The sequence below is a fragment of the Burkholderia sp. Bp8991 genome (assembly GCF_003853795.1).
Classification (GTDB): Bacteria; Pseudomonadota; Gammaproteobacteria; order Burkholderiales; family Burkholderiaceae; genus Burkholderia.
This window is the reverse complement of sequence record NZ_QTQJ01000003.1, coordinates 155919-175930: the sequence shown is the minus strand read 5'-3', so window position 1 is coordinate 175930 and position 20012 is coordinate 155919. Positions and strand designations below refer to the sequence as shown.

Here is a 20012-nt window from a genome sequence, read left to right as displayed (position 1 = left end):
TGTTCGGTTGGATGCGCCCGGTGGCGCGACAGGACCCACTTTAAGCGTGCCACTGGCCTGCTTGAATGGCCAATTCCTGGAAAATTCAGGTAACCAGTGGCGGGCCGCCGACACGGCCTGAATCCAGCAGCGCGGCCAGCTTCGCGAGCGCGGTGTCGATGCGCAGCGCGTCGATCCCGCCATAGCCGAACAGCAGCCCCGCGCGGGCCGCCGAGCCGACGTGGAACGCGGTGATCCCGTACAGGCCGATGTCGTGCTCACGCGCCGCGCGGACCAGCGCGGCTTCGTCGAGCCCCGGTTTCAGGTGGGCGGCGAGGTGGATGCCGGCGGTCGGCACGATCGTGTCGAACCACGGCGCGAGGCCGCCGCGCAGATGCGCGAGCAGCATCTTGCGGCGCGCGTCGTAGTGTTTCTGCACGCGCCGCAGGTGCCGCGCGAAATCGCCTTCGAGCATGAAGCGCGCGAGCGCCGCCTGCGTCAGCGTGCAGGTGTGCCAGTCGACGATCTGCTTCGCCTTGGCGAGCGCGCCGCGCAGCGCGCGCGGCGGAATCGCGTAGCCGATCCGCAGTTCAGGAAAGATCGTCTTCGAGAAGGTGCCGACGTACGCGACCAGACCCGTGCGGTCGAGGCTCTTCAGCGATTCCACCGGCCGGCCTTCGAAGCGGAACTCGCCGTCGTAGTCGTCCTCGATGATCACCGCGCGGCGGCGCTGCGCCCATTCGAGCAGCGCGACGCGCCGCTCCAGCGTCATCGGCATCCCGAGCGGGAACTGGTGCGACGGTGTCACGTAGACGAGGCGCGCGTCGTCGGGCAGCCGCCCGGTGACGAGGCCGTGCGCATCGACCGGCACGCCGATCACCGTCGCGCCGAGCGACGCGAACGCCGCGCGCGCCGGCGGATAACCGGGATTCTCGACCGCGACGACGTCGCCGGGCCGCACGACCACGCGTGCGATCAGGTCGAGCGCCTGTTGCGCGCCTTGCGTGACGAGCACGTCGTCCCAGCCGCACGCGACCGCGCGGCTGAACGCGACGTAGCGCGCGATCGCGCCGCGCAGCTGTGGATCGCCGGCCGGCGCATGGTACTGGCCGGGGCCGCGCGCCTGCTGGCGCAGCGCGTGATGCAGGCAGCGACGCCATGCGTCGAACGGAAACAGTGCCTTGTCGGTCACGCCGCCGCGGAAGTCGAACGCGGGCGTGTCCTGCGGGGTGGGCATCGCGAGCGCGTCGGGCAACTCGTCCCACAGCGCGCGTGCGTCGACGGCATGGACGGGCGGCGCGTCCTCGACGAGCGACGGCGTCGCGGCCGCCGCCGCGTGCGGAACCCGCGCCAGGCCGCCGGCGACGAACGTGCCGTCGCCCGCGCGCGTGTTCAGGTAACCCTCGGCGACGAGACGTTCGAACGCGTCGAGCGTCGTCTTGCGCGACACGCCGAGCTGCTTCGCGAGATCGCGCGTCGACGGCAGCCGGGCGCCGCCTTCGAGCCGCCCGTCGACGATCGCGGTGCGCAACTGCCGGAAGATCTGCCCGGTCAGGTCGTGACGGCCTTCGATGCGGATCGCGATGTCCATCGCAGTGGTTACCTCGAATGCGGAAATATGACGTCGATCAGCATACCGGAAGTTCATGGCCGGATCGGCGTTCGCGCATGCGCGGGCGGCATCGTTCGGCCAGGGCACGCGCGTGGCGTCGAGGGGGCAGGGAAAGGCGGCACATGGCACGCAACGCGCGCCGGATGCGGCAAATGGCACGGCGCGCTGCGGCGCCCCGGCCGGCTCGGCATCCGCCCGCTGCCGGCAGTGCCATTCGATTGCGTCGGCGCCCGCCGCTGCCTTACGATCCACCAGACCCCCGACCGGAGTGCGCTCATGCTGTCCGAAGACGAACTCGCGCTGCTCGATGCGATCCGCGCCACCGGCAGCCTGTCGCGGGCGGCCGCACGGCTCGGCAAGGCGCCGTCGACCGTGTCGCACGCCGCGCGGCAGCTCGAAACGCGCTTCGACGCGCTGCTGTTCGACCGCCGCGGCTACCGGCTGCAGCTCACGCCGGCCGGCCAGCTGCTGACCGACGAGGCATCGCGCCTCGCGCTGGACGTCGCGCGGCTCACGCAGCGCGTGCGGCAGGTCGCGAGCGGCTGGGAGGACCGGCTGTGGATCGTCAGCGACGAGGTGCTGGAATTCGATACGCTGCTGCCGGTCGTCCGCGCATTCGATGCGCTCGATTCGGGCGTGTCGCTGCGTTTCACGCACGAAGTGCTCGGCGGCACCTGGGAAGCGCTGCGCGACGGTCGCGCGGATCTGGTCGTCGGCGCGACCAACGAGCCGCCGGCGATTCCGGGCTTCAAGTGGTTCGAACTCGGTGCGATGGAGTGGGTGTTCGCCGTCGCGCCGCGCCATCCGCTGGCGTCGGCGGGCGTGCGGCTGACCCGGGACGCGATCGGCGCGCATCGCGCGGTCGTCGTCGCCGACTCGTCGCGGCAGGCCGTCGGCCGCGCGTACGGGCTGCTCGGCGGACAGGCGGTGCTCGCGGTGCCGTCGATGCGCGCGAAGATCCTCGCGCAGCGCGACGGGCTCGGCGTCGGCTGGGTGCCGCGCCGGCGGGTCGCGTCGCTGCTGGCGCGCGGCGAGCTGATCGAAAAGGAAACGGCCGATCCGCGCGAGCCGAACGTGCTGTACGTCGCGTGGCGCGGCGACCGCGACGGCCGCGCGCTGCAATGGTGGCTGGAGCAACTGCGCGAACCGCGGCTCGCGCAGCGCCTGCTCGACGGGATCGACGTGTCGGGCTGAGCGCGCCGGGCCGGCATGCGCCGGACGGCCGGGGCGAACACGTTCGAAGATTTCGCACGTGTCTGCCGCGCCGGTCGTACGGCAAGGCCGGGCGCCGCGCGCATCCTGTGTTCACGGTCAACTCATCGGTTCAAGGAGAACATCATGCAACGCTTCGAAGGAAAAACGGTCCTCGTCACGGGCGGCAACAGCGGCATCGGCCTGGCGGCCGCACGGGCATTCGCGGCCGAAGGCGCGCGGGTCATCATCACCGGCCGCGACGAGCAGACGCTTGCCGCCGCGCGCGAGTCGCTCGGCGACGGCGCGCTCGCGATCCGCAACGAGGCCGGCAGCGTCGCGTCGGCGCGAGCGCTCGCGGACGCGATCGCGGCCGCCGGTGCGCGCCTCGACGCCGTGTTCATCAACGCGGGCGTCGCCAAACTCGCACCGTTCGCGGATATCGACGAGGCGTTGTGGGATCTCGTGTTCGACACGAACGTGAAGGGCGCGTATTTCCAGATCCAGGCGCTCGTCCCGCTGCTGAACCGCGGTGCGTCGATCGTGATCAACGGCTCGATCAACGCGCACATCGGGATGCCGGGTTCGTCCGTGTATGCGGCGAGCAAGGCGGCCGTCAATTCGTTCGCGAAGACGCTGTCGACGGAACTGCTGCCGCACGGCGTGCGGGTGAACGTGGTGAGTCCCGGGCCGGTCCAGACGCCGCTGTACGGCAAGCTCGGCCTCGATGCGGCGACGCTCGACGAGACGGCCGACAAGATCAGGGGGCTCGTCCCGATCGGCCGGTTCGGCACGCCGGACGAGATCGCGTCGACGGTGCTGCACCTGAGCGCGCCCGAGTCGGCGTTCATCGTCGGCGCGGAAATCATCGCGTCGGGCGGGATGGGCTTGCTTTGAGCGTGGAACCGGCGGGGCTGCACGGCCTGACGCGAGGTCAGGCTGTGCAGCCCCGCCGTGCAACCGCATCGCTAGCGCGATGCACAGGCGTCACGGACGTCGCCGGCCTGATCGCGTCCGTGGAGCTGCGTGACCGTCAACCCCGAGAACGTCGCGCTCCCGTGCTCGGCGAACACGGCGACGCGGTCCGCATCGGGCGGCGGGAAGATCAGGTCCGTCAGCGCGACGCGGCCGCCGTTCGCGAACACCTCGACCGAACCGCGATCGACGACGATTTCGAGCCGCAGCTGCCCGTGCTCGAGTGGCAGATCGACGATGTGCTCGCGGCTGAACGTGCCCGCGAAATCCGTGGCGCCGGAGCGCGAGCGGTCGAGCGTCAGCGTGCGCTTCGCCGTGTCGTACACGATCCGGGTGCCGATCGAGCCATCCGCGGAGCCCCGCACGATCAAACCCGCGCGGGCCGCGCGCCGCGGCGCGATCGTCACCGTGATGCGCTGGACGGTGCCGCGCGTGGTGTCCGACAGCGCGCGCGTGGCGGACTCGACGCTCAGGTTGCCTTCATGCACGGCGGGCCGCCCGTCGGCCCACGCGTCGAACGCGGCTGCCGGCGTCACGATGAGCGTCGGTTCACCGCCGATCGTCTTCAGCGCGAGTTCGCGCGGCACCGTCGTCGCGCCGCGCCAGGGCGCCGTCGGCGCTTTCGCCGCGTAGTCCCAGTTGCTCATCCATGCAATCGCGACAGGGCGCGCGCCCGGCGCGCCGGAGAACGTGCCGGCCGCATAGAAGTCGGCGCCGTGATCGACCCAGCGGAATCGTGCGGGATCGGAACCGGCCGGTGCGACCCGGTCGGGGACGAACGTGCGGCCGTCGAAGTCGCCGACGAAATACATCGCGCCGGAACCGCCGGCGATCGACCACGGGTTGACGTTGACGATCATGACCCACTTGATGTGCCGCGGATCGTCGTCGACGGGCAGCGGCACGAGGTCGGGCATTTCCCACAACGCGCCCGCATGCGGCACGTCCGGCAGCGTGAAATCGCTCAGGAACGACCAGTGAATCAGGTCGTCGGAACGGTAGAGCTTCACGACCTGCGCATCGGCGACGACGGTCGTCATCAGCCAGTAGCGTCCCGGCGCGTACCACGACACCTTCGGGTCGCGGAACTGCTTCGATTCCGGATCGAGCGTGAGCACCGGATTGCGCGCGTAGGGCCGCCAGGTCGCGCCGTGGTCGAGGCTGTACGCGAGCGACTGCGCCTGCGTGCCGGCTGCGTGACCCGAGCCGTCCTTGTAGACGCTCGTGTAAAGCGCAACCAGCGGTGTCTCGCCCGCCGCGCCGAGGCCGGACGTATTGTGCGTGTCGGCGACGATCGAGCCGGAGAAGATTTCCTCCGTCGCGCTCGCGCGCATCGCGACCGGCTGCTCGCGCCAGTGGACGAGGTCGGTGCTGGTCGCGTGGCCCCACGACATGTTGCCCCAGTCGTGGCCGAGCGGGTTGTATTGGTAGAACAGGTGATAGCGGCCGTTCTCGTACACGAGGCCGTTCGGATCGTTCATCCAGTTGCGTTGCGGCGTGTAATGCACGGCCGGTCGCCATTGTGGCGTGGCGTTCCCGGGCGGCGTGCCGCAGGGCGCGGCGGTGGCGTGCGTGCAGGCCGCGCTTGCCGCACACGCGAACAGCAGCCGGGCGATCCAGCGGGAAAAGCGAAAAGACGTCGATTTCATGCGGGGTTCCGTGCTTCGGCGCGCGAAGCGGGAAAGGAACGCGCACGCCGCTTGCGACGGCGGCATGCGCGATTTCTGCGAAGGAGGGAGGCGGCGCGCACGCGACACGCATGACGTGCGCCGCCTCGACGCGGGCGGTGCCCGCCGCGTTCGTAGCGAGCCCTTTACGGACTCGTCACGGGCGGGTGCCCGCGTCGCCGTCAGTGACCGGCGCCCGTCGCCGGCAGGTTCGCCGGGATGTCGCCGTAACCGCCGAGGCCGCCACGTCCGTACGTGCGGTCGACCGCCGTCGACGTGCCGTTGATGTTGACCTTCACCGTCGGCGCGAGCGTGCCGCCGCGACGCGGGCCGATCGCATCGATGAACGACTCGACGAGCCCGCCCGGCATCACGAAGTGCGAATACGACTGGAATTCGCGCGGGTTCTGGTTCGGGTCCTGCGAATACGGCGCGCCGGCCGGTGCGGAGAAGTCGGTCGGGTTGCCGAGCACGAGCCCGCTGCCGCCGTTCAGCGGCAGGAAGTCGCTGCGGATGCCGTTGCCGACGAAGCCGTAGACGCCGTCCGGCCCGTCGACGCCCGCGGCCATCGTCGTGCGGTGGCTGATCGTGAACAGGTAGTACTTGCCGTCCTTCAGATAGATCTGCGGGCGCTCGGTCTGGTCGTCGACGCAGTTCGCCGACAGGATCGGCGGCAGGAACTTCCATTCGGTCAGTTGCGGGTTCGTCGCGACCGCCAGGCCGACGTTGGCCTTTTGATACACTGCGCCCGAGTTCATCACGGCGTTGAGGTCTTCGCGGTACGGATCGTTCGGCGCGTAGCCGAGGTCGGCCTCGGTGCAGGTCCGGGCGCCGCGCTGGCCGCCCGTGTTGCCTTCGAACACCATGTAGGTCTTGCCCGGATGCGCGGGGTCGGTGAACACGAACGGATCGCGGAACGAGAAGTAGGTGTTCTGCTGGCCGGTCTGGTAGTAGTTGCCGTCCGGCTGCAGCAGCGCCTTGTGATCGTCGAAGCCGCTGAACCACACGTGCTTGTCGTCGGCATGGATATGACCGTCGGCGCGCGTGATGATCGCCTGCGGCGGCGTGATGTCGGCGCCGCCGGGCGCCGAGCGGTTGAACGACGTCGCGGTGTAGTACAGGCTGACGTTGTCGCCCTGCGTGAGGCGCGCGGAGCCCGACCATTCGGCGTTGTTGGTCATCGGCGACGTGCCGAACACCTTGACGCTCGCCCCGTCCGGGAACAGGTGGCCGCCCCAGGTCCAGCCGCCGTTCGCGGGCCGCTGCGACGCGGGAATGCCGGCGCGGCGGTAGAAGAAGCCGATGCGCGCGTGGACGTGACGATCGTCGAACGTGTAGCCGGCATGCGGGTCGGCCGTGAGCGAGAAGATCACCTCCCAGCCCTTGTAGCTGAGCTGGTTCGCGCGCAGGTCGGCGAGCGGCCAGGTATCCCAGACCCACACGTTCGAGTTGATCAGCGGGAAATCCTGCGGGATGTCCGGCATCGTCAGCGCCTGCGGCAGCGAGTTCTTGTCGGCGCCGGCCGTGTGCGACTGCGCGACGATCTGGCGGATGTCCGCGCGGGTCCAGCGCATCGTGAAGTTGCCTTCGGGGTCATAGGCCTGCTGCGTATGCGGCGTGGGCGCGGGGGCGCCGGTGCTCTGCGCATGGGCGACGCCCGACGCGGACGCGAAGGCGGCCAGTGCCGCGCCAGCGAACAGCAAACGTTTGGCCGCGGTCGCGCGGCAAAAAGGAAAGTAAGTCATGTAGGCGTAGTTTCCGTTGACGGTGAGAAGGAACTGCTGACGGGATATCGATATCCAAACCGGTTTGGATGCTAATTCAAACCGGTTTGGACGTCAAAAGATAAATATTTGACGGTAATAACTACCATTCGGCAATAATTGCTGCGCGAGCGGCGCGGCCGAATGGCATGCACAACGCGAGGAGCGACGTGAAGGTGAATCTGAAGGCACTGTCGGATGCGCTCGGGCTGTCGCGCACGACGGTCAGTCGGGCGCTGAACGGCTATGACGACGTGAGCGAGGCGACCCGCGAGCGCGTGATGAAGGCCGCGCGCGACCTTGGCTATGTCGCGGATCCGACCGCGCGCCGGCTGGCGACGGGGCGCTCGGATGCGATCGGCATCGTGTACCCGTTCGGCGCGGGAGATCTCGGCGATCCGCGCTTCGGCGAGGTCGTCGCGGGCATCACCGAACGGCTCGCCGAGCGCAATCTCGACTTCATCATCGCGGCCGCGCGGCCGAACGCCGAACTGGACACGTATCGCCGGCTCGTCGACGGGAAGCTCGTCGACGGGCTGATCGTCGCGCGCACGCTGGTCGACGATCCGCGCCTCGCGTACCTGCGTTCGCAAGCGTTTCCGTACGTCGCGTACGGCCGCACGCAAGCCGCCGAGCCCTACGCGTGGTTCGATTTCGACAACGAGGCGGGCGCGCGCGATGCGGTGCGGCGCCTGATCGGCTTCGGTCATCGCCGTATCGCGATGATCAGTGCGCCGCTGTCGCTCAATTTCGCGATGCAGCGTCGCGCCGGGTATCTTGCGGCGCTGCGCGAGGCCGGTATCGCGCCCGATCCGGCACTGCTCGTCGAGTGTCCGTTTACGCGCGAGGGCGGGCAGCAGGGCGTGCAGGCGCTGCTCACCCGGGCCGAACGACCGACCGCGCTGCTGGTCGACAACAACATCGTGGGCGGCGGCGCGTTCCGGGCGCTGATCGACGGCGGCTTGCAGCTTGGGCGGGACATGTCGCTGATCGTCTACGACGGCGTGCCGCCGGACGTCGCGCATCCGCATCGCGTGACGGCGGTGGTGCAGCCGACCGGACATGCGACCGGGCGTGCGCTCGCGGACCTGATGCTGGCGTTGCTCACGGACGGCGTTCGCGGCCATCGGCTCGAGACGCCGGTGATCGACGCCGGCGATACGGACGGGCCGCTGCACGGGTAGCCGACGCGGCGCGAACCGGGGAGCGGGGCGCGCTCCGCAACGGACGTTGCGGCACGCGCTCCGTCGCAAAAGCCATGACGGCGGCAGGGCCGAATGCCGGGTTTCTAGACGACCGGTCTAATTCGACGCTATCATCCAGCCTCATGAATGCGACGTCGCGAAAATGCCATATCGCGCTGCGATGCTGGGCGCGCAGGTGATGCCGTCGCTTTTTTCGAGCCATTTCTAGACGACTGGTCTATTAGGCCTGGCAATATTTTTGGTACGGAGCCGGCACGTTGACGCGCGCCAGCGGCCTAACCCGCAGGCGCGCCGTCGCCGCCGCCGCGACGCGGCCCCGTTCCCCCATTTCTAAGGAGTGTCCGATCATGAAGATTCTGGTTGTCCTGACCTCGCACGACACGCTCGGCGACACCGGCAAGAAGACCGGCTTCTGGCTCGAGGAACTGGCCGCGCCGTATTACACGTTCAAGGATGCGGGCGTCGAGTTGACGCTCGCGTCGCCGCAGGGCGGCCAGCCGCCGCTCGATCCGAAAAGCAGCGATCCGTCCGCGCAGACCGACGCGACGCGCCGCTTCGACGCGGATCCGGCGGCCAAGGCCGAACTCGCCGCCACGCGCAAGCTGGCCGAGGTGTCGGTCGACGATTACGACGCGGTGTTCTATCCGGGCGGGCATGGCCCGCTGTGGGATCTCGCCGAGGACCTGCATTCGATCGGCCTGATCGAGCGCGCGCTGGCGGCCGGCAAGCCGGTCGCGGCCGTGTGCCACGCGCCGGGCGTGCTGCGCCACGTGAAGGACCCGAAGACCGGCGAGTCGGTCGTGCGCGGCAAGCGTGTGACGGGCTTCACCAACAGCGAGGAAGCGGCCGTCGAGCTGACGGAAGTGGTGCCGTTCCTCGTCGAGGACATGCTGAAGACCAACGGTGCGCAGTTCGAGCGCAGCGCCGACTGGGCGCCGCATGTCGTCACCGACGGGCTGCTGATCACGGGGCAGAACCCCGCGTCGTCGGAGCCGGCAGCCGAGGCGCTGCTCGCGAAGCTCGGCCGTCAGTAAGCCGAGCCCGGCGCCGGCATGACCGGCGCCGGATGGTTTCCGTCGTCGGGCGCGACCGTCCCGGCGACGGCTCGCATCGTTCCGCCGTGCGCACCGCGCGGCGGCTCAGCCGGTCGTTTCGCAGAACCAAGCAAAGGAGTGATGGATGTCTGCCCTGTTCGAACCGTTCAAACTCAAGGATGTCACGCTGCGCAACCGCATCGCGGTGCCGCCGATGTGCCAGTATGTCGCCGAAGACGGCGTCGTCAACGACTGGCATCACGTGCATCTGGCCGGTATCGCGCGCGGCGGCGCGGGCCTCGTGATCGCGGAGGCGACGGCCGTGTCGCCGGAAGGCCGCATCACGCCGGGCTGTGCCGGGCTGTGGACCGATGCGCAGGCCGCGGCGTTTGCGCCGTCGGTCGCGGCGATCAAGGCGGCCGGCGCGGTGCCCGGCATCCAGATCGCGCATGCGGGCCGCAAGGCGAGCGCGAACCGTCCGTGGGAAGGCGACGACCACATCGCCGACGGCGATCCGCGCGGCTGGCAGACCATCGCACCGTCGGCGGTGCCGTTCGGCGCGCACCTGCCGAAGACGCCGCGCGCGATGACGCACGACGACATCGCCCGCGTGCAGGCCGACTTCGTCGCGTCGGCGAAGCGCGCCCGCGACCTCGGCTTCGAATGGCTCGAACTGCACTTCGCGCACGGCTACCTCGGCCAGAGCTTCTTCTCCGTGCATTCGAACCAGCGCGACGACGAGTACGGCGGTTCGGCGGAAAACCGCGGCCGTTTCCTCGTCGACACGCTGAAGGCCGTCCGCCAGGTCTGGCCGGAGCACCTGCCGCTGACCGCGCGTCTCGGCGTGATCGAATACGACGGGCGCGATGAAGCAACGCTCGCCGAATCGATCGCGCTCACGCAGCGGATGAAGCAGGAAGGCCTCGACATGCTGAGCGTGTCGGTCGGTTTCTCGACGCCCGACGCGCGCATTCCGTGGGGCCCGGCGTTCCTCGCGCCGATCGCGGAACGCGTGCGCCGCGAGGCCGGCTTGCCGGTGTCGTCCGCCTGGGGGATCGATACGCCGCAACTGGCCGAGCGCGTCGTCGCCGAGCAGCAGCTCGATCTCGTGATGGTCGGCCGCGCGCATCTTGCCGATCCGCACTGGCCGTACTACGCGGCCAGGCAGCTCGGGGTCGAGCGGCCGTCGTGGACGCTGCCCGCGCCGTACGCGCACTGGCTCGAACGCTACCGCGTCGCCGACAAGGCGGCCTGAGCACGCGTTGCACCGCGCGGCGGTGCGGCGTTCGCGGCACGCATTTGACGATGCTTGGCAGTGCGTGCGCATGCCGTTGCGGCGTCGATGGATAGAATGGCGGTTCGTACAGGCTCGCGGCCTGCACGACCGCCATTTTTTCATTTCGACCGAGGTGCCATGCGCGCACATGTCTCGCCTTCCCAGGATTCCGCCACGCGGCCGCGTGCCCAGCAGATCGCCCGCGCCGTGCTGTATGCGGCGCTGCTGGTGCTCGCGCTGTGGGTGATCCGCGATTTCCTGCCCGCCATCGCGTGGGCCTGCGTGATCGCGATCGCGTTGTGGCCGCTGCTGAAACGCTTCGAATCCCACCGCTGGTTTCGCGACCGGCCGACCCTGATCGCGACCGTGATTACCGCCGGCGTGTCGCTGCTGGTCGTGCTGCCGGTCGCGATCGCGCTCGCGCAGGCGATCTCGCAGGCGCACGACCTGCGCCTCTGGCTGCATTCGATCCAGGACAACGGCATTCCGCTTCCGGACGTCGTCGGCCGGTTGCCGTACGGTGCCGCGCAGGTCACCGAGTGGTGGCAGGCCAATCTCGGTCATCCGCTGCACGCGGGCAGCGCGATGCATGGCGCGAGCGGCGAGAAGTTCATCGCGTTCGGCCGGCAGTTCGGCACGAAGCTCGCGCATGCGCTGTTCGAGTTCGGCTTCATGCTGGTCACGCTGTTCGTGATCATGCGGGCCGGCCACAAGCTGTCGGGCGCGTTACTACAGGGTGCGCGGCGCGCGTTCGGCCGCGGAGGCGCGGACCTGATCGAACGGATGGTCTCGGCCGTGTACGGCACGGTGACCGGGCTGGTCGTCGTCGGGCTGGGCGAGGGCGCCATTCTCGGCGTCGCGTATGCGCTCGCCGGGGTTCCGCATGCGGCGCTGCTCGGCCTCGTCACGGCCGTCGCCGCGATGCTGCCGTTCTGCGCGCCGATCGTGTTCTGCGGCGCGGCGCTCTGGCTGTTCGTGCAGGGCGTGACCGCGTGGGCCGTCGTGGTGCTGGTGCTCGGCTTCGTGGTCGTGTTCGTCGCCGAGCATTTCGTGCGGCCGGTGCTGATCGGCAGCTCGACCCGCCTGCCGTTCCTGCTCGTGTTGTTCGGCATCCTCGGCGGGGCCGAGACGTTCGGCCTGATCGGGCTGTTCGTCGGCCCCGCGCTGATGACGGTGCTGACGATGCTGTGGGCGGAATGGGTTGCTTGACGACGCCGCCCGTCGCGCCGCTCCGACGCATCGACGTCAGAAGGCGGGCGCGCGAACGCGCCCGGCACGGCCACGATTCGTGACGATCGGGCACGCGCCGGACTGCGTCGGGCAGCGCATCGGACACAAGTCTCTACATTTCTTTTCGATCCGGACCCAAAGGTCGAGTAGCATGGGGCTTTCGATCACGCCGGCATGGCGCAGCAGATTTCACCAAGCATGCGATTGATTCCGATGTCCCGCCCCGCAGCGACGCTGTCCCTGGCCGCCAGCTGCCTGATGCTGCACGGTTGCGCGTGGTTCGACTCGTGGCTGCCGTTCTCGTATTCGCGCACGCCGCTGGCGAGGGCCGCGTCGCGGCACGGCGCGACGCGCGCCGACGTCGTCCGCGCCGGCGGCAACCCGCGCAGCGTGTGGATGGTCCGCAACGGCAGCGGCGTCTGCTACAACTACTTCATCGAGCACGACAACGATCACCGGGCTTTCTTCGTCGTGTTCGACAAGGCCGGTGCGGTCACGCAACACGGCTTCGATACCTGCATGGACGCCGATCGCAAGGGCACGCTTCAATCGGACAAGGCCGCCTCGCGCTAGTGCGGCCGCCATGCGCCGCGCGAGCGTGTCACGCCGTCGTCACGCTATCGTGTCGACCACGCCGCCATCGACGCGCAATGCCGCGCCCGTCGTCGCCGAGGCCTGCGGCGAGCACACGTACACAACGAGATTCGCGACTTCCTCCGTCGTCGCCGGCCGCTGGATGATCGAGCTCGCGCGCTCGCTGCGCACGAAATCGACCGCGACGTCGTCGATGCTGCGGCCCGTGGCGTCGGCCGTTTCCTTCAGCAGCGCCCGCACGCCTTCCGACATCGTCGGCCCCGGCAGGACCGAATTGACCGTCACGCGCGTCCCGGCCGCGAGTTTCGCGAGGCCGCGCGCGATCGCGAGCTGCGCGGTTTTCGTGAACCCGTAGTGAATCATGTCGACCGGGATGTTCAGCCCGGACTCCGACGAAATGAACACGATGCGGCCCGTGTTCCGCGCGAGCATCCCCTTCAGGTAGTGCCGCGCGAGACGCACGCCCGACATCACGTTCATCTGGAAGTAGTGGGCCCATTCGTCGTCGTCGATGTCGAAGAACGCCTTCAGCCCGTAGATGCCCGCGTTGTTGACGAGGATGTCGGCCTCCGGCGTGTGCTGCGTGATGCGCGCGACGCCGGCGGCGTCGGACAGGTCGGCCGCGACGCCGTCGAGGTCCGCGCCGGGTACGGCGCTGCGCAGCTGCGCGAGCGCGGCGTCGACCGACTTGTCGCTGCGTCCGTTGACGACGACGCGCGCGCCCGCCTGCGCAAGCCCTTCGGCGATCGCCAGCCCGATGCCGGCGGTGGAAGCGGTGACGACCGCGGTCTTGCCTGTCAGATCGATGTGCATGAGTGTACCGGTTGGAAGAGGGAACGGAACCCGCCGGGCGTGCCGCGGCGGCCGAATTCAAAGCTTAGGCGATCCGCACGCGAAGTGTCGGGTCGCGGTTGCGTCGCGTCGCGCAGTCTTGTACGGTGTGCGTTCGCCGTCCAATCCGGGAGCCTGTCGCGTGAGCCGTTCCGCCAACCCCCTCGCCATACCGTCGCCGTTCTGGCGCGACGCCGCGCTGCCGTTCATCGAGGCGCGCACCGTCGACGACGGTCGGACGATCTGCTACGCGAAGCACACGCACGACACGTTTTCGCTCGGCGCGATCGTCGGCGGCACGAGCACCTACCTGAACGGCGCGACGAAGGAGCACGTCGGGCGCGGCGTGCTCGTGATCATCGATCCGGAGCAGGTGCATGCGTGCAATCCGTACGGCCCCGACGCATGGGCGTACCGGATGGTTTACGTGGACGTTCCGTGGCTCACCCGCCTGCAGCATTCGCTCGGGCGCGACCCGAACCGCGATTTTCACGGCTTTTCGCCGAAATTGACGGAACGGCGCGACCTGTTCGCACGGTTCGGCGGCTTTTACCGCACGCTCGTGGCGCCCGGCGTCGATCCGCTCGGCAAGGAGAGCGCGGCGGTCGAGTTCTTCACACGGCTGCACGGCGCGCTCGATCGCGAACTGCCCGACGCCGCCCGGCGCGGGGCCGACAACGCGAAGCTCGCGCGCGCGGCCGACTACATCGCCGCGCATTGCCGTCAGGCCGTCTCGCTCGATGCGATCTGCGCGGCCGCCGACTTGTCGCCGTCCTACCTGATCCGCGCGTTCAACGCCCGCTACGGGATGACGCCGCATGCGTTCCTGATCGACCGCCGCGTGCAGTACGGGCGGGCCGAGTTGCGCCGCGGCCGGCCGATCGCCGACGTCGCGCTCGATGCGGGCTTCGCGGACCAGGCGCATTTCCAGCGCGCATTCCGGCGCATCGCGGCCGCCACGCCGGGGCAGTATCGAAGCGCCGCGAGCTGACCGGCGAACCGTGCGGCGGTGCCGGCGCCGCGACCACACACCGAAACAACGGCACTAAACGTCGAGCAGATAAAGCGCGCTGCCCGCGAGCAGCAACGCCATCGCGCGGTTGAACAGCCGCATCCGCCGCGCATTCGCGAGCCGGTGCCGCAGCGACGCACCCGCATACGCCCAGCACGCGATCGACGCAAAGCAGATCACCAGATACAACGCCGCGAATTGCCATACCTGCGCGGGCTCGCCGTCGGCCGCATATGCGCCCATCGCAGCCACGCACGCGAGCCATGCCTTAGGATTCAGCCATTGCATCGCCGCGCCGGCCGCCGCCGACGGGCCGGCGACGTTCGGCGCAGCCGGATCGTCCGGATCGGCCGACAGCCGGCCGTCGTCGAGCGCGAGCCGCAGCGCGAGGTAAAGCAGGAACGCGATCCCCGACCACTGGGTGACGGTGGTCAGCATCGGCCAGCGCGCGATCACCGCGTGCAGCCCGAGGCCGATCAGCAGGAACAGCGCGACGAAGCCGAGCGTCGCGCCGGCCGCATAGCGCAGGCTCGCGCCAAGGCCGTGGCGTGCGCCCGCGCTGAGCGCGACGATGTTGACGGGACCGGGCGTGATCGACGACGCCAGCGCGAACGCGGCCATCGAAACCAGCATGCTCATTGATTGCCTCCATGCGAATGTCAAAGTCGCATCGAGACTAAAGAAGCCGTGCAGGTCCGTATTGAAGAAAACTGCCCTCGGCGGCGCGGCTGCCGTCAATGCATCGCGCGCGGCGCGTGCGCCGGCCGCAGCGCGTGCGGGTCGCCGGCGTCGGCCGCGCGCAGCGGGCCGCTGCCTCCCGGTTGCGTCGACACCGAGAAGCCGAACGTATTGACGCCGCCCGCGCATGCGACGAACACGCTGCCGCCGTGCATCTCCGCGACGGCCTTGACGATCGACAGCCCGAGCCCGTGATTCTCCTTGCTGTTCGCGCGCGCTTCCTCGAGCCGGTAGAAGCGCTCGAACACGTGCGCGCGCTGCACCGGGTCGATCGGCTCGCCGGGGTTGGCGACCGACACGTCGACGAGCGTATCGCGCGGCGTGATCGTCACGTTCAGCGTCGCGCCAGGCGCCGAATGCTGGATCGCGTTGATCAGCAGGTTGGTCATCGCGCGGCGGAACAGCGACGGGTCGACGGCCGCGCGCGCATCGCCGTGCAGTTCGGCGCGCAACTGCGCTTCGTCGAGCGGAATCTCGAGGAAGTCGAGCATGCGGCGCACTTCGTCGGCGAGCGACACGTGCTTCAGGTCGGTCGCGCGTTCGCCGCGATCGCTGCGCGACAGGAACAGCATGTCGTTGATGATCACGCGCAACCGTTCGAATTCCTCGAGGTTCGACTGCAGCGTCTGGCGCATCCGGTCGACCGAGCGGTCGCGGCTCGTCAGCGCGACCTGGGTCTGTCCGATCAGGATGCTGATCGGCGTGCGCAGCTCGTGCGCGACGTCCGCATTGAATGCCTCGAGCCGCGCGTAGGTCTGCTGGATGCGTTCGAGCGCGCCGTTGAACGACGCGGCGAGATCGCGCAGCTCGGTCGGCAGCGCGTCGGTGTGCAGCCGCTGGCGGCGGTCGGTGGCGCCGATGGCCGCGGCGTCCTGCGACATCCGTTCGAGCGGCGCGAGCCCGAAGCGTGCGACCGCGCGGCTCAGCAGCAGCGTGATGACGGTGGCGATCGCGATCAGCGCAGCGAGTGTCCACGCGAAACGACGCAGCATGCGCTGCGTGCGCTCGCACGACGACGCGACGATCAGCTTCAGGTCGGGGCGCTCGCCGCTGCCTGCGATCGGGACGGTCTTCGTCATCACGTCGTAGCTGCTGTGGTTCAGCGCGTACTGCTGGAACGCGCCGAACGGTTCGCCGACGGGCACGCCGTCGACCGGACGGCCGAAGCGGAAGTCGGCGTCGGGGCTGTCGACCTGGTAGCGCGTCGAACCGTCGGGCGGTTCGAGGTCGGCGAGCTTTTCCTGCATCAGGCGGCCGCGCGCGGCCGTGGTCGCGTGCGACACGATCATCTGCGCGACCTTCGCGCGCGTGTCGATCGTCGCACGCAGTTCGGCGAGCAGCTGGCGCTCCATCATCACGAACAGCCCGCAGCCGACCAGCGTGAACACGAGCAGCGACACGATGCCGAACATCGCCGACAGGCGCAGGGTGATCGAGCGTTTCATGCGTGCCGCTCCGCGTCGCCGTCCTCGCGCGCCTCGAGCACGTAGCCCATGCCGCGGATCGTATGCAGCAGCTTCTCCGCGAACGGGCCGTCGAGTTTCGCGCGCAGGCGCTTGATCGCCGTCTCGACGACGTTCGCGTTGCTGTCGAAGTTCACGTCCCACACGAGTTCGGCGATCGTCGTTTTCGACAGCACCTCGCCGCTGCGCCGCGCGAGCACGCCGAGCAGCTGGAATTCCTGCGCGGTCAGGTCGAGGCGTGTGCCGTCGCGGGTCGCGCGCCGGCCGATCAGGTCGACGCGCAGGTCGCCGATCGAGATCAGCGTCGATTCCTGCACGCGCGCGCGGCGCGTCAGCGCGCGCAGCCGCTCGATCAGCTCGAGGAACGAGAAGGGCTTGGTCAGGTAGTCGTCGGCGCCGCCGCGCAAGCCCCGCACGCGATCGTCGACGCGGTCGCGCGCGGTCAGCATGATCACGGGCGTCTGCTTCTGCGCGCGCAACGCGCGCAGCACGCCGAAGCCGTCGAGCTTCGGCAGCATCACGTCGAGCACGACCACGTCGTAGTCGAATTCGACGGCCTTCCACGCGCCGTCTTCGCCGTCGAGCGCGGTGTCGACGACCCAGCCTTCCTCGCTCAGGCCGCTCTTCAGGTATTCGACGACTTTCGGTTCGTCTTCGACGATCAGGACTTTCATGGGTGGGTCCGCGTAACCGGGTTAGGGAGTGACGCTCGTGGCGGGTTGCGGGCCGGCCGCCGCGACGTCGGTCGGCGTGGCGCCGTCCCAGCCGCCGCCGAGCGCCTTCGCAAGAAACACCACGAGCGCCGCGCGCTGGCCCTGGATCTGCACGGCCTGGCGCTCGCTCGTCAGCAACTGCTGCTGGGCCGTCAGCACGTCGATGAACGGCGTCAGGCCGCCCGCATAGCGGTCCTGCGCGAGCGACACGAGCTTGCGCGCGTCGTCGACGGCCGCCGACGCCTGCTGCGCGGCCTCGGCCAGCACCGACAGGCCCGTCACCGCATTCTGCACCTCCTGGAACGCGGTGAGCACGGTCTGCCGGTAATTGGCCTGCGCGGCGACGTAGCCCGCCTGCGCGAAATCGACGCCGGCCTTCAGCTTGCCGCCTTCGAACAGCGGCTGGCTGACCGACGCGCCGATCGACCACAGCAGCGCCGGCACGGTGAACAGGCCGGAGAAGCGCGTCGCGTCCCAGCCGAGGTCCGGCGACAGCGCGATGCGCGGGAAATACGCGGCGCGCGCGACGCCGATCTGCGCGTTCGCCGCGGCCATCGCGCGCTCGGCCGATGCGACGTCGGGCCGGCGCTGCAGCAGGTCGCTCGGCATCCCGGTCGGCAGCGCGGGCGCGTTGATCGGCGCCACGCGCGGCGGCAGCGAGAACGCGGGGGCCGGCGTGCCGACCAGCGTCGCGATCGCCGTCTCGACCTGAGCGCGCTGCTGGATCAGCAACTGCGCCTGCGTGCGCGTCGCGTCGAGTTGCGCGCGCTGCTGCAGCAGGTCGAGGCCGGACACCGCGCCGAGGTCGTGGCGCGCGCTCACGTAGTCGAGCGCCTTTTGCTGCAGGTCGATCGAACGCCTGACGACGTCGATCTCGGTGTCGAGTTCGCGCAGCGCGAAGTAGCTCGATGCGAGATCGGCGCTCAGCACCAGGCGCGCGTTCGCGAAATCGTCGCGCGCCTGCTCGGAGCTGGCCTGCGCGGATTCGACGCTGCGCCGCACGCGGCCGAACAGGTCGAGTTCGTAGCTGACGCTCGCGGCGACCTGGATGTCGTTCTGCACGGTCGACATGCTCTTCGTCGCGTAGTTGGTCTGCGGCCGGTCGGCGGAGATCTTGAAGCGCTGGCCGCTCGCGTTCAGGCCGACGGCCGGATACTGCGCGGACGCGACCGATGCGAGCGTCGCCTTCGCCTGGTCGTAGCGCGCGGCGACGGCCTTCAGGTTCTGGTTGTCGCGCAGCGCGTCGGTTTCGAGCGCGTCGAGCTGCGCGTCGCCGAACGCGGTCCACCACGCCGGGTCGAGCGGCGCACGGGCCGGCGCGGCCGGGTGCCAGTAAGCATCGGCCGGGTCGAGCCGCCACGTGGCGGGCGTCTCGACGGCGGGGCGCCGGTAGTCGGGGCCGACCGTACAGCCGGCGAGCGTCGCGGCCGCGACGACGGCCACGACCGCTGCGGGGGGCAGGCAGGCGCGCAGCGCGCTCACGACTGCGCTCCCGCGGCCGCGGAGGCCGGCTTCACGACCGGCGGCGCCTGCACGATCACGGTGTCGCCGTTCGCGAGCGCATCGCTCGGGTTCGCGACGAGGCGGTCGTGCGGCGTGAGCGGGCCGTCGACTTCGAGCGTCTGCCCGATCGTGCGCGCGACCGTCACCGCCTTCAGGCGCACCTGGCCGTTCGCGTCGACGGTCGCGACCGTCGGCCCTTCGGCGCGGAACAGCAGCGTGTTGGCCGGAATCTGCAGGCGGCCGACCGGCGTCATCGGCAGGGTCGCCTGCACGTATGCGCCGGGCAGCAGCCGCCCGTCCGGGTTCGGCAGCGTGATCTCGATCTGCAGCGAGCGCGTCGCGACGTCGATCGCCTGGGACGTGCGCGTGATGGTGCCGTCGAAGGTCTGGCCGGGCAGTTCTGCCTGCGCGACGCTCACGCGCTGGCCGACCTTCACCTGCTGCGCATAAGCCTGCGGCACCTGCACGTACAGGCGCAGCCGGTCGGCCTGCACGACCGTGAACAGCGCGCGGCCCGCGTTGCCGGAATTGACGAGGTCGCCGACGTCGACGTTGCGCTGCGTGACGATCCCGTCGATCGGCGCGACGATGCGCTGGAAGCCTTTCAGCTCGGTGAGCCGGCGCATGTTCGCATCGGCCGCCGCGAGGTTCGCGGTGCCCTGGTTGAACGCGCCTTGCCGGTCGTCGAGTTCCTGCTGTGACACCGCATCGCGCTGGCGCAGCTGCTGCGCGCGGTCGAACGACGTCTTCGCGAGCGCGAGCGCGGCTTGCGCCTGCTGGCGCTGCGCGGTGGCCTGCGCGAGTTCCTGGTTCAGCTCGGGCGTGTCGAGTTCGGCGAGCAGCTGCCCCTGCTTCACGTGCGCGCCGATGTCGGCCTGCCAGCGCAGCACGTAGCCGCTCGCACGTGCGTAGATCGGCGCTTCGACGAAGCCGCGCAGGGTGCCGGGCAGCGCCAGCTTGCCGCCGGTGGCCGCATCGACCGGATGCACGACGTTCACGTACTGGCGCGTGTTCTGCTCGGCCACCGCGTCGAGGTGATTCCGGTTCAGCACGTTGACGACGATCGTGCGCGCGGCGCCCGCGGCCAGCAGCACGCCGATCACGATCAGGACGATCCGCCCGCGCCGCGACACCGACGTGCGCGTCGGCAGGTGCATGCCGTGTTCGTCCACCTGGATGCCGACGGAGCTGTGATGTTTCTCTTCCATGAATTGACCGGGTCGATA

General features: G+C 69.7%; 17 protein-coding genes. 8 read left to right on the top strand and 9 right to left on the bottom strand.

What is annotated here, in order from left to right:
- Positions 1-85: 85 nt before the first annotated feature.
- On the bottom strand, positions 86-1570 hold the full coding sequence (locus DIE02_RS04555; protein ID WP_124484921.1) for a PLP-dependent aminotransferase family protein: 1485 nt from the start codon (positions 1568-1570) through the stop codon (positions 86-88).
- A gap of 297 nt (positions 1571-1867) precedes the next feature.
- On the opposite strand from DIE02_RS04555, the gene DIE02_RS04550 reads away from it, so the two are divergent.
- Together DIE02_RS04550 and DIE02_RS04545 are read left to right on the top strand one after the other, a co-directional pair.
- A complete protein-coding gene (locus DIE02_RS04550; RefSeq protein ID WP_124484920.1) occupies positions 1868-2785 on the top strand; it encodes a LysR family transcriptional regulator in 918 nt (305 codons plus the stop codon).
- Between the two features lie 144 nt (positions 2786-2929).
- On the top strand, positions 2930-3679 hold the full coding sequence (locus DIE02_RS04545; RefSeq protein ID WP_124484919.1) for an SDR family oxidoreductase: 750 nt from the start codon (positions 2930-2932) through the stop codon (positions 3677-3679).
- Positions 3680-3750: 71 nt separating this feature from the next.
- Here DIE02_RS04545 and DIE02_RS04540 read toward each other — a convergent pair whose 3' ends face one another.
- Positions 3751-5406: a glycoside hydrolase family 32 protein gene (locus DIE02_RS04540; protein WP_124484918.1), complete on the bottom strand. Its 1656-nt coding sequence runs from the start codon at positions 5404-5406 to the stop codon at positions 3751-3753.
- Between the two features lie 200 nt (positions 5407-5606).
- Positions 5607-7169, bottom strand: a complete 1563-nt coding sequence (locus DIE02_RS04535) for a glycoside hydrolase family 68 protein (protein WP_124484917.1) — start codon at positions 7167-7169, stop codon at positions 5607-5609.
- Positions 7170-7336: 167 nt separating this feature from the next.
- Here DIE02_RS04535 and DIE02_RS04530 point away from each other — a divergent pair, with 167 nt between their 5' ends.
- The 5 genes from DIE02_RS04530 to DIE02_RS04510 all read left to right on the top strand — a co-directional run bounded on the left by DIE02_RS04530 (position 7337) and on the right by DIE02_RS04510 (position 12505).
- Positions 7337-8371 carry a substrate-binding domain-containing protein gene (locus tag DIE02_RS04530; RefSeq protein WP_124484916.1) on the top strand — a complete coding sequence of 345 codons (1035 nt, stop codon included), beginning with the start codon at positions 7337-7339 and terminating at the stop codon, positions 8369-8371.
- A gap of 368 nt (positions 8372-8739) precedes the next feature.
- Positions 8740-9426, top strand: a complete 687-nt coding sequence (locus tag DIE02_RS04525) for a type 1 glutamine amidotransferase domain-containing protein (RefSeq protein WP_044843008.1) — start codon at positions 8740-8742, stop codon at positions 9424-9426.
- Between the two features lie 145 nt (positions 9427-9571).
- The gene (locus DIE02_RS04520; protein ID WP_044843009.1) at positions 9572-10681 is read left to right on the top strand and encodes an NADH:flavin oxidoreductase/NADH oxidase; all 1110 of its coding nucleotides are present in this window, start codon (positions 9572-9574) and stop codon (positions 10679-10681) included.
- Between the two features lie 159 nt (positions 10682-10840).
- Positions 10841-11911, top strand: coding sequence for an AI-2E family transporter (locus DIE02_RS04515; RefSeq protein WP_124484915.1), 1071 nt, complete (start codon positions 10841-10843; stop codon positions 11909-11911).
- Positions 11912-12130: 219 nt separating this feature from the next.
- The gene (locus DIE02_RS04510) at positions 12131-12505 is read left to right on the top strand and encodes a hypothetical protein (RefSeq protein ID WP_044843011.1); all 375 of its coding nucleotides are present in this window, start codon (positions 12131-12133) and stop codon (positions 12503-12505) included.
- A 39-nt stretch (positions 12506-12544) separates the two neighbouring features.
- Here DIE02_RS04510 and DIE02_RS04505 read toward each other — a convergent pair whose 3' ends face one another.
- Positions 12545-13339 carry an SDR family NAD(P)-dependent oxidoreductase gene (locus DIE02_RS04505; protein WP_124484914.1) on the bottom strand — a complete coding sequence of 265 codons (795 nt, stop codon included), beginning with the start codon at positions 13337-13339 and terminating at the stop codon, positions 12545-12547.
- A 160-nt stretch (positions 13340-13499) separates the two neighbouring features.
- On the opposite strand from DIE02_RS04505, the gene DIE02_RS04500 reads away from it, so the two are divergent.
- Entirely contained in the window at positions 13500-14348 is an 849-nt protein-coding gene (locus DIE02_RS04500) for an AraC family transcriptional regulator (protein WP_124484913.1), read from the top strand.
- A gap of 54 nt (positions 14349-14402) precedes the next feature.
- Here DIE02_RS04500 and DIE02_RS04495 read toward each other — a convergent pair whose 3' ends face one another.
- The 5 genes from DIE02_RS04495 to DIE02_RS04475 all read right to left on the bottom strand — a co-directional run bounded on the left by DIE02_RS04495 (position 14403) and on the right by DIE02_RS04475 (position 19994).
- Positions 14403-15008: a LysE family translocator gene (locus DIE02_RS04495; protein WP_124484912.1), complete on the bottom strand. Its 606-nt coding sequence runs from the start codon at positions 15006-15008 to the stop codon at positions 14403-14405.
- Between the two features lie 95 nt (positions 15009-15103).
- Positions 15104-16552 carry a heavy metal sensor histidine kinase gene (locus DIE02_RS04490; protein WP_124484911.1) on the bottom strand — a complete coding sequence of 483 codons (1449 nt, stop codon included), beginning with the start codon at positions 16550-16552 and terminating at the stop codon, positions 15104-15106.
- Positions 16549-17244, bottom strand: a complete 696-nt coding sequence (locus DIE02_RS04485) for a heavy metal response regulator transcription factor (protein WP_044843022.1) — start codon at positions 17242-17244, stop codon at positions 16549-16551. Before DIE02_RS04485 ends, DIE02_RS04490 begins: the two co-directional genes overlap by 4 nt.
- Positions 17245-17265: 21 nt before the next feature.
- Positions 17266-18756, bottom strand: coding sequence for an efflux transporter outer membrane subunit (locus tag DIE02_RS04480; protein ID WP_124485075.1), 1491 nt, complete (start codon positions 18754-18756; stop codon positions 17266-17268).
- 5 nt (positions 18757-18761) lie between these two features.
- Positions 18762-19994, bottom strand: a complete 1233-nt coding sequence (locus DIE02_RS04475; protein ID WP_124484910.1) for an efflux RND transporter periplasmic adaptor subunit — start codon at positions 19992-19994, stop codon at positions 18762-18764.
- Between the last annotated feature and the right edge of the window lie 18 nt (positions 19995-20012).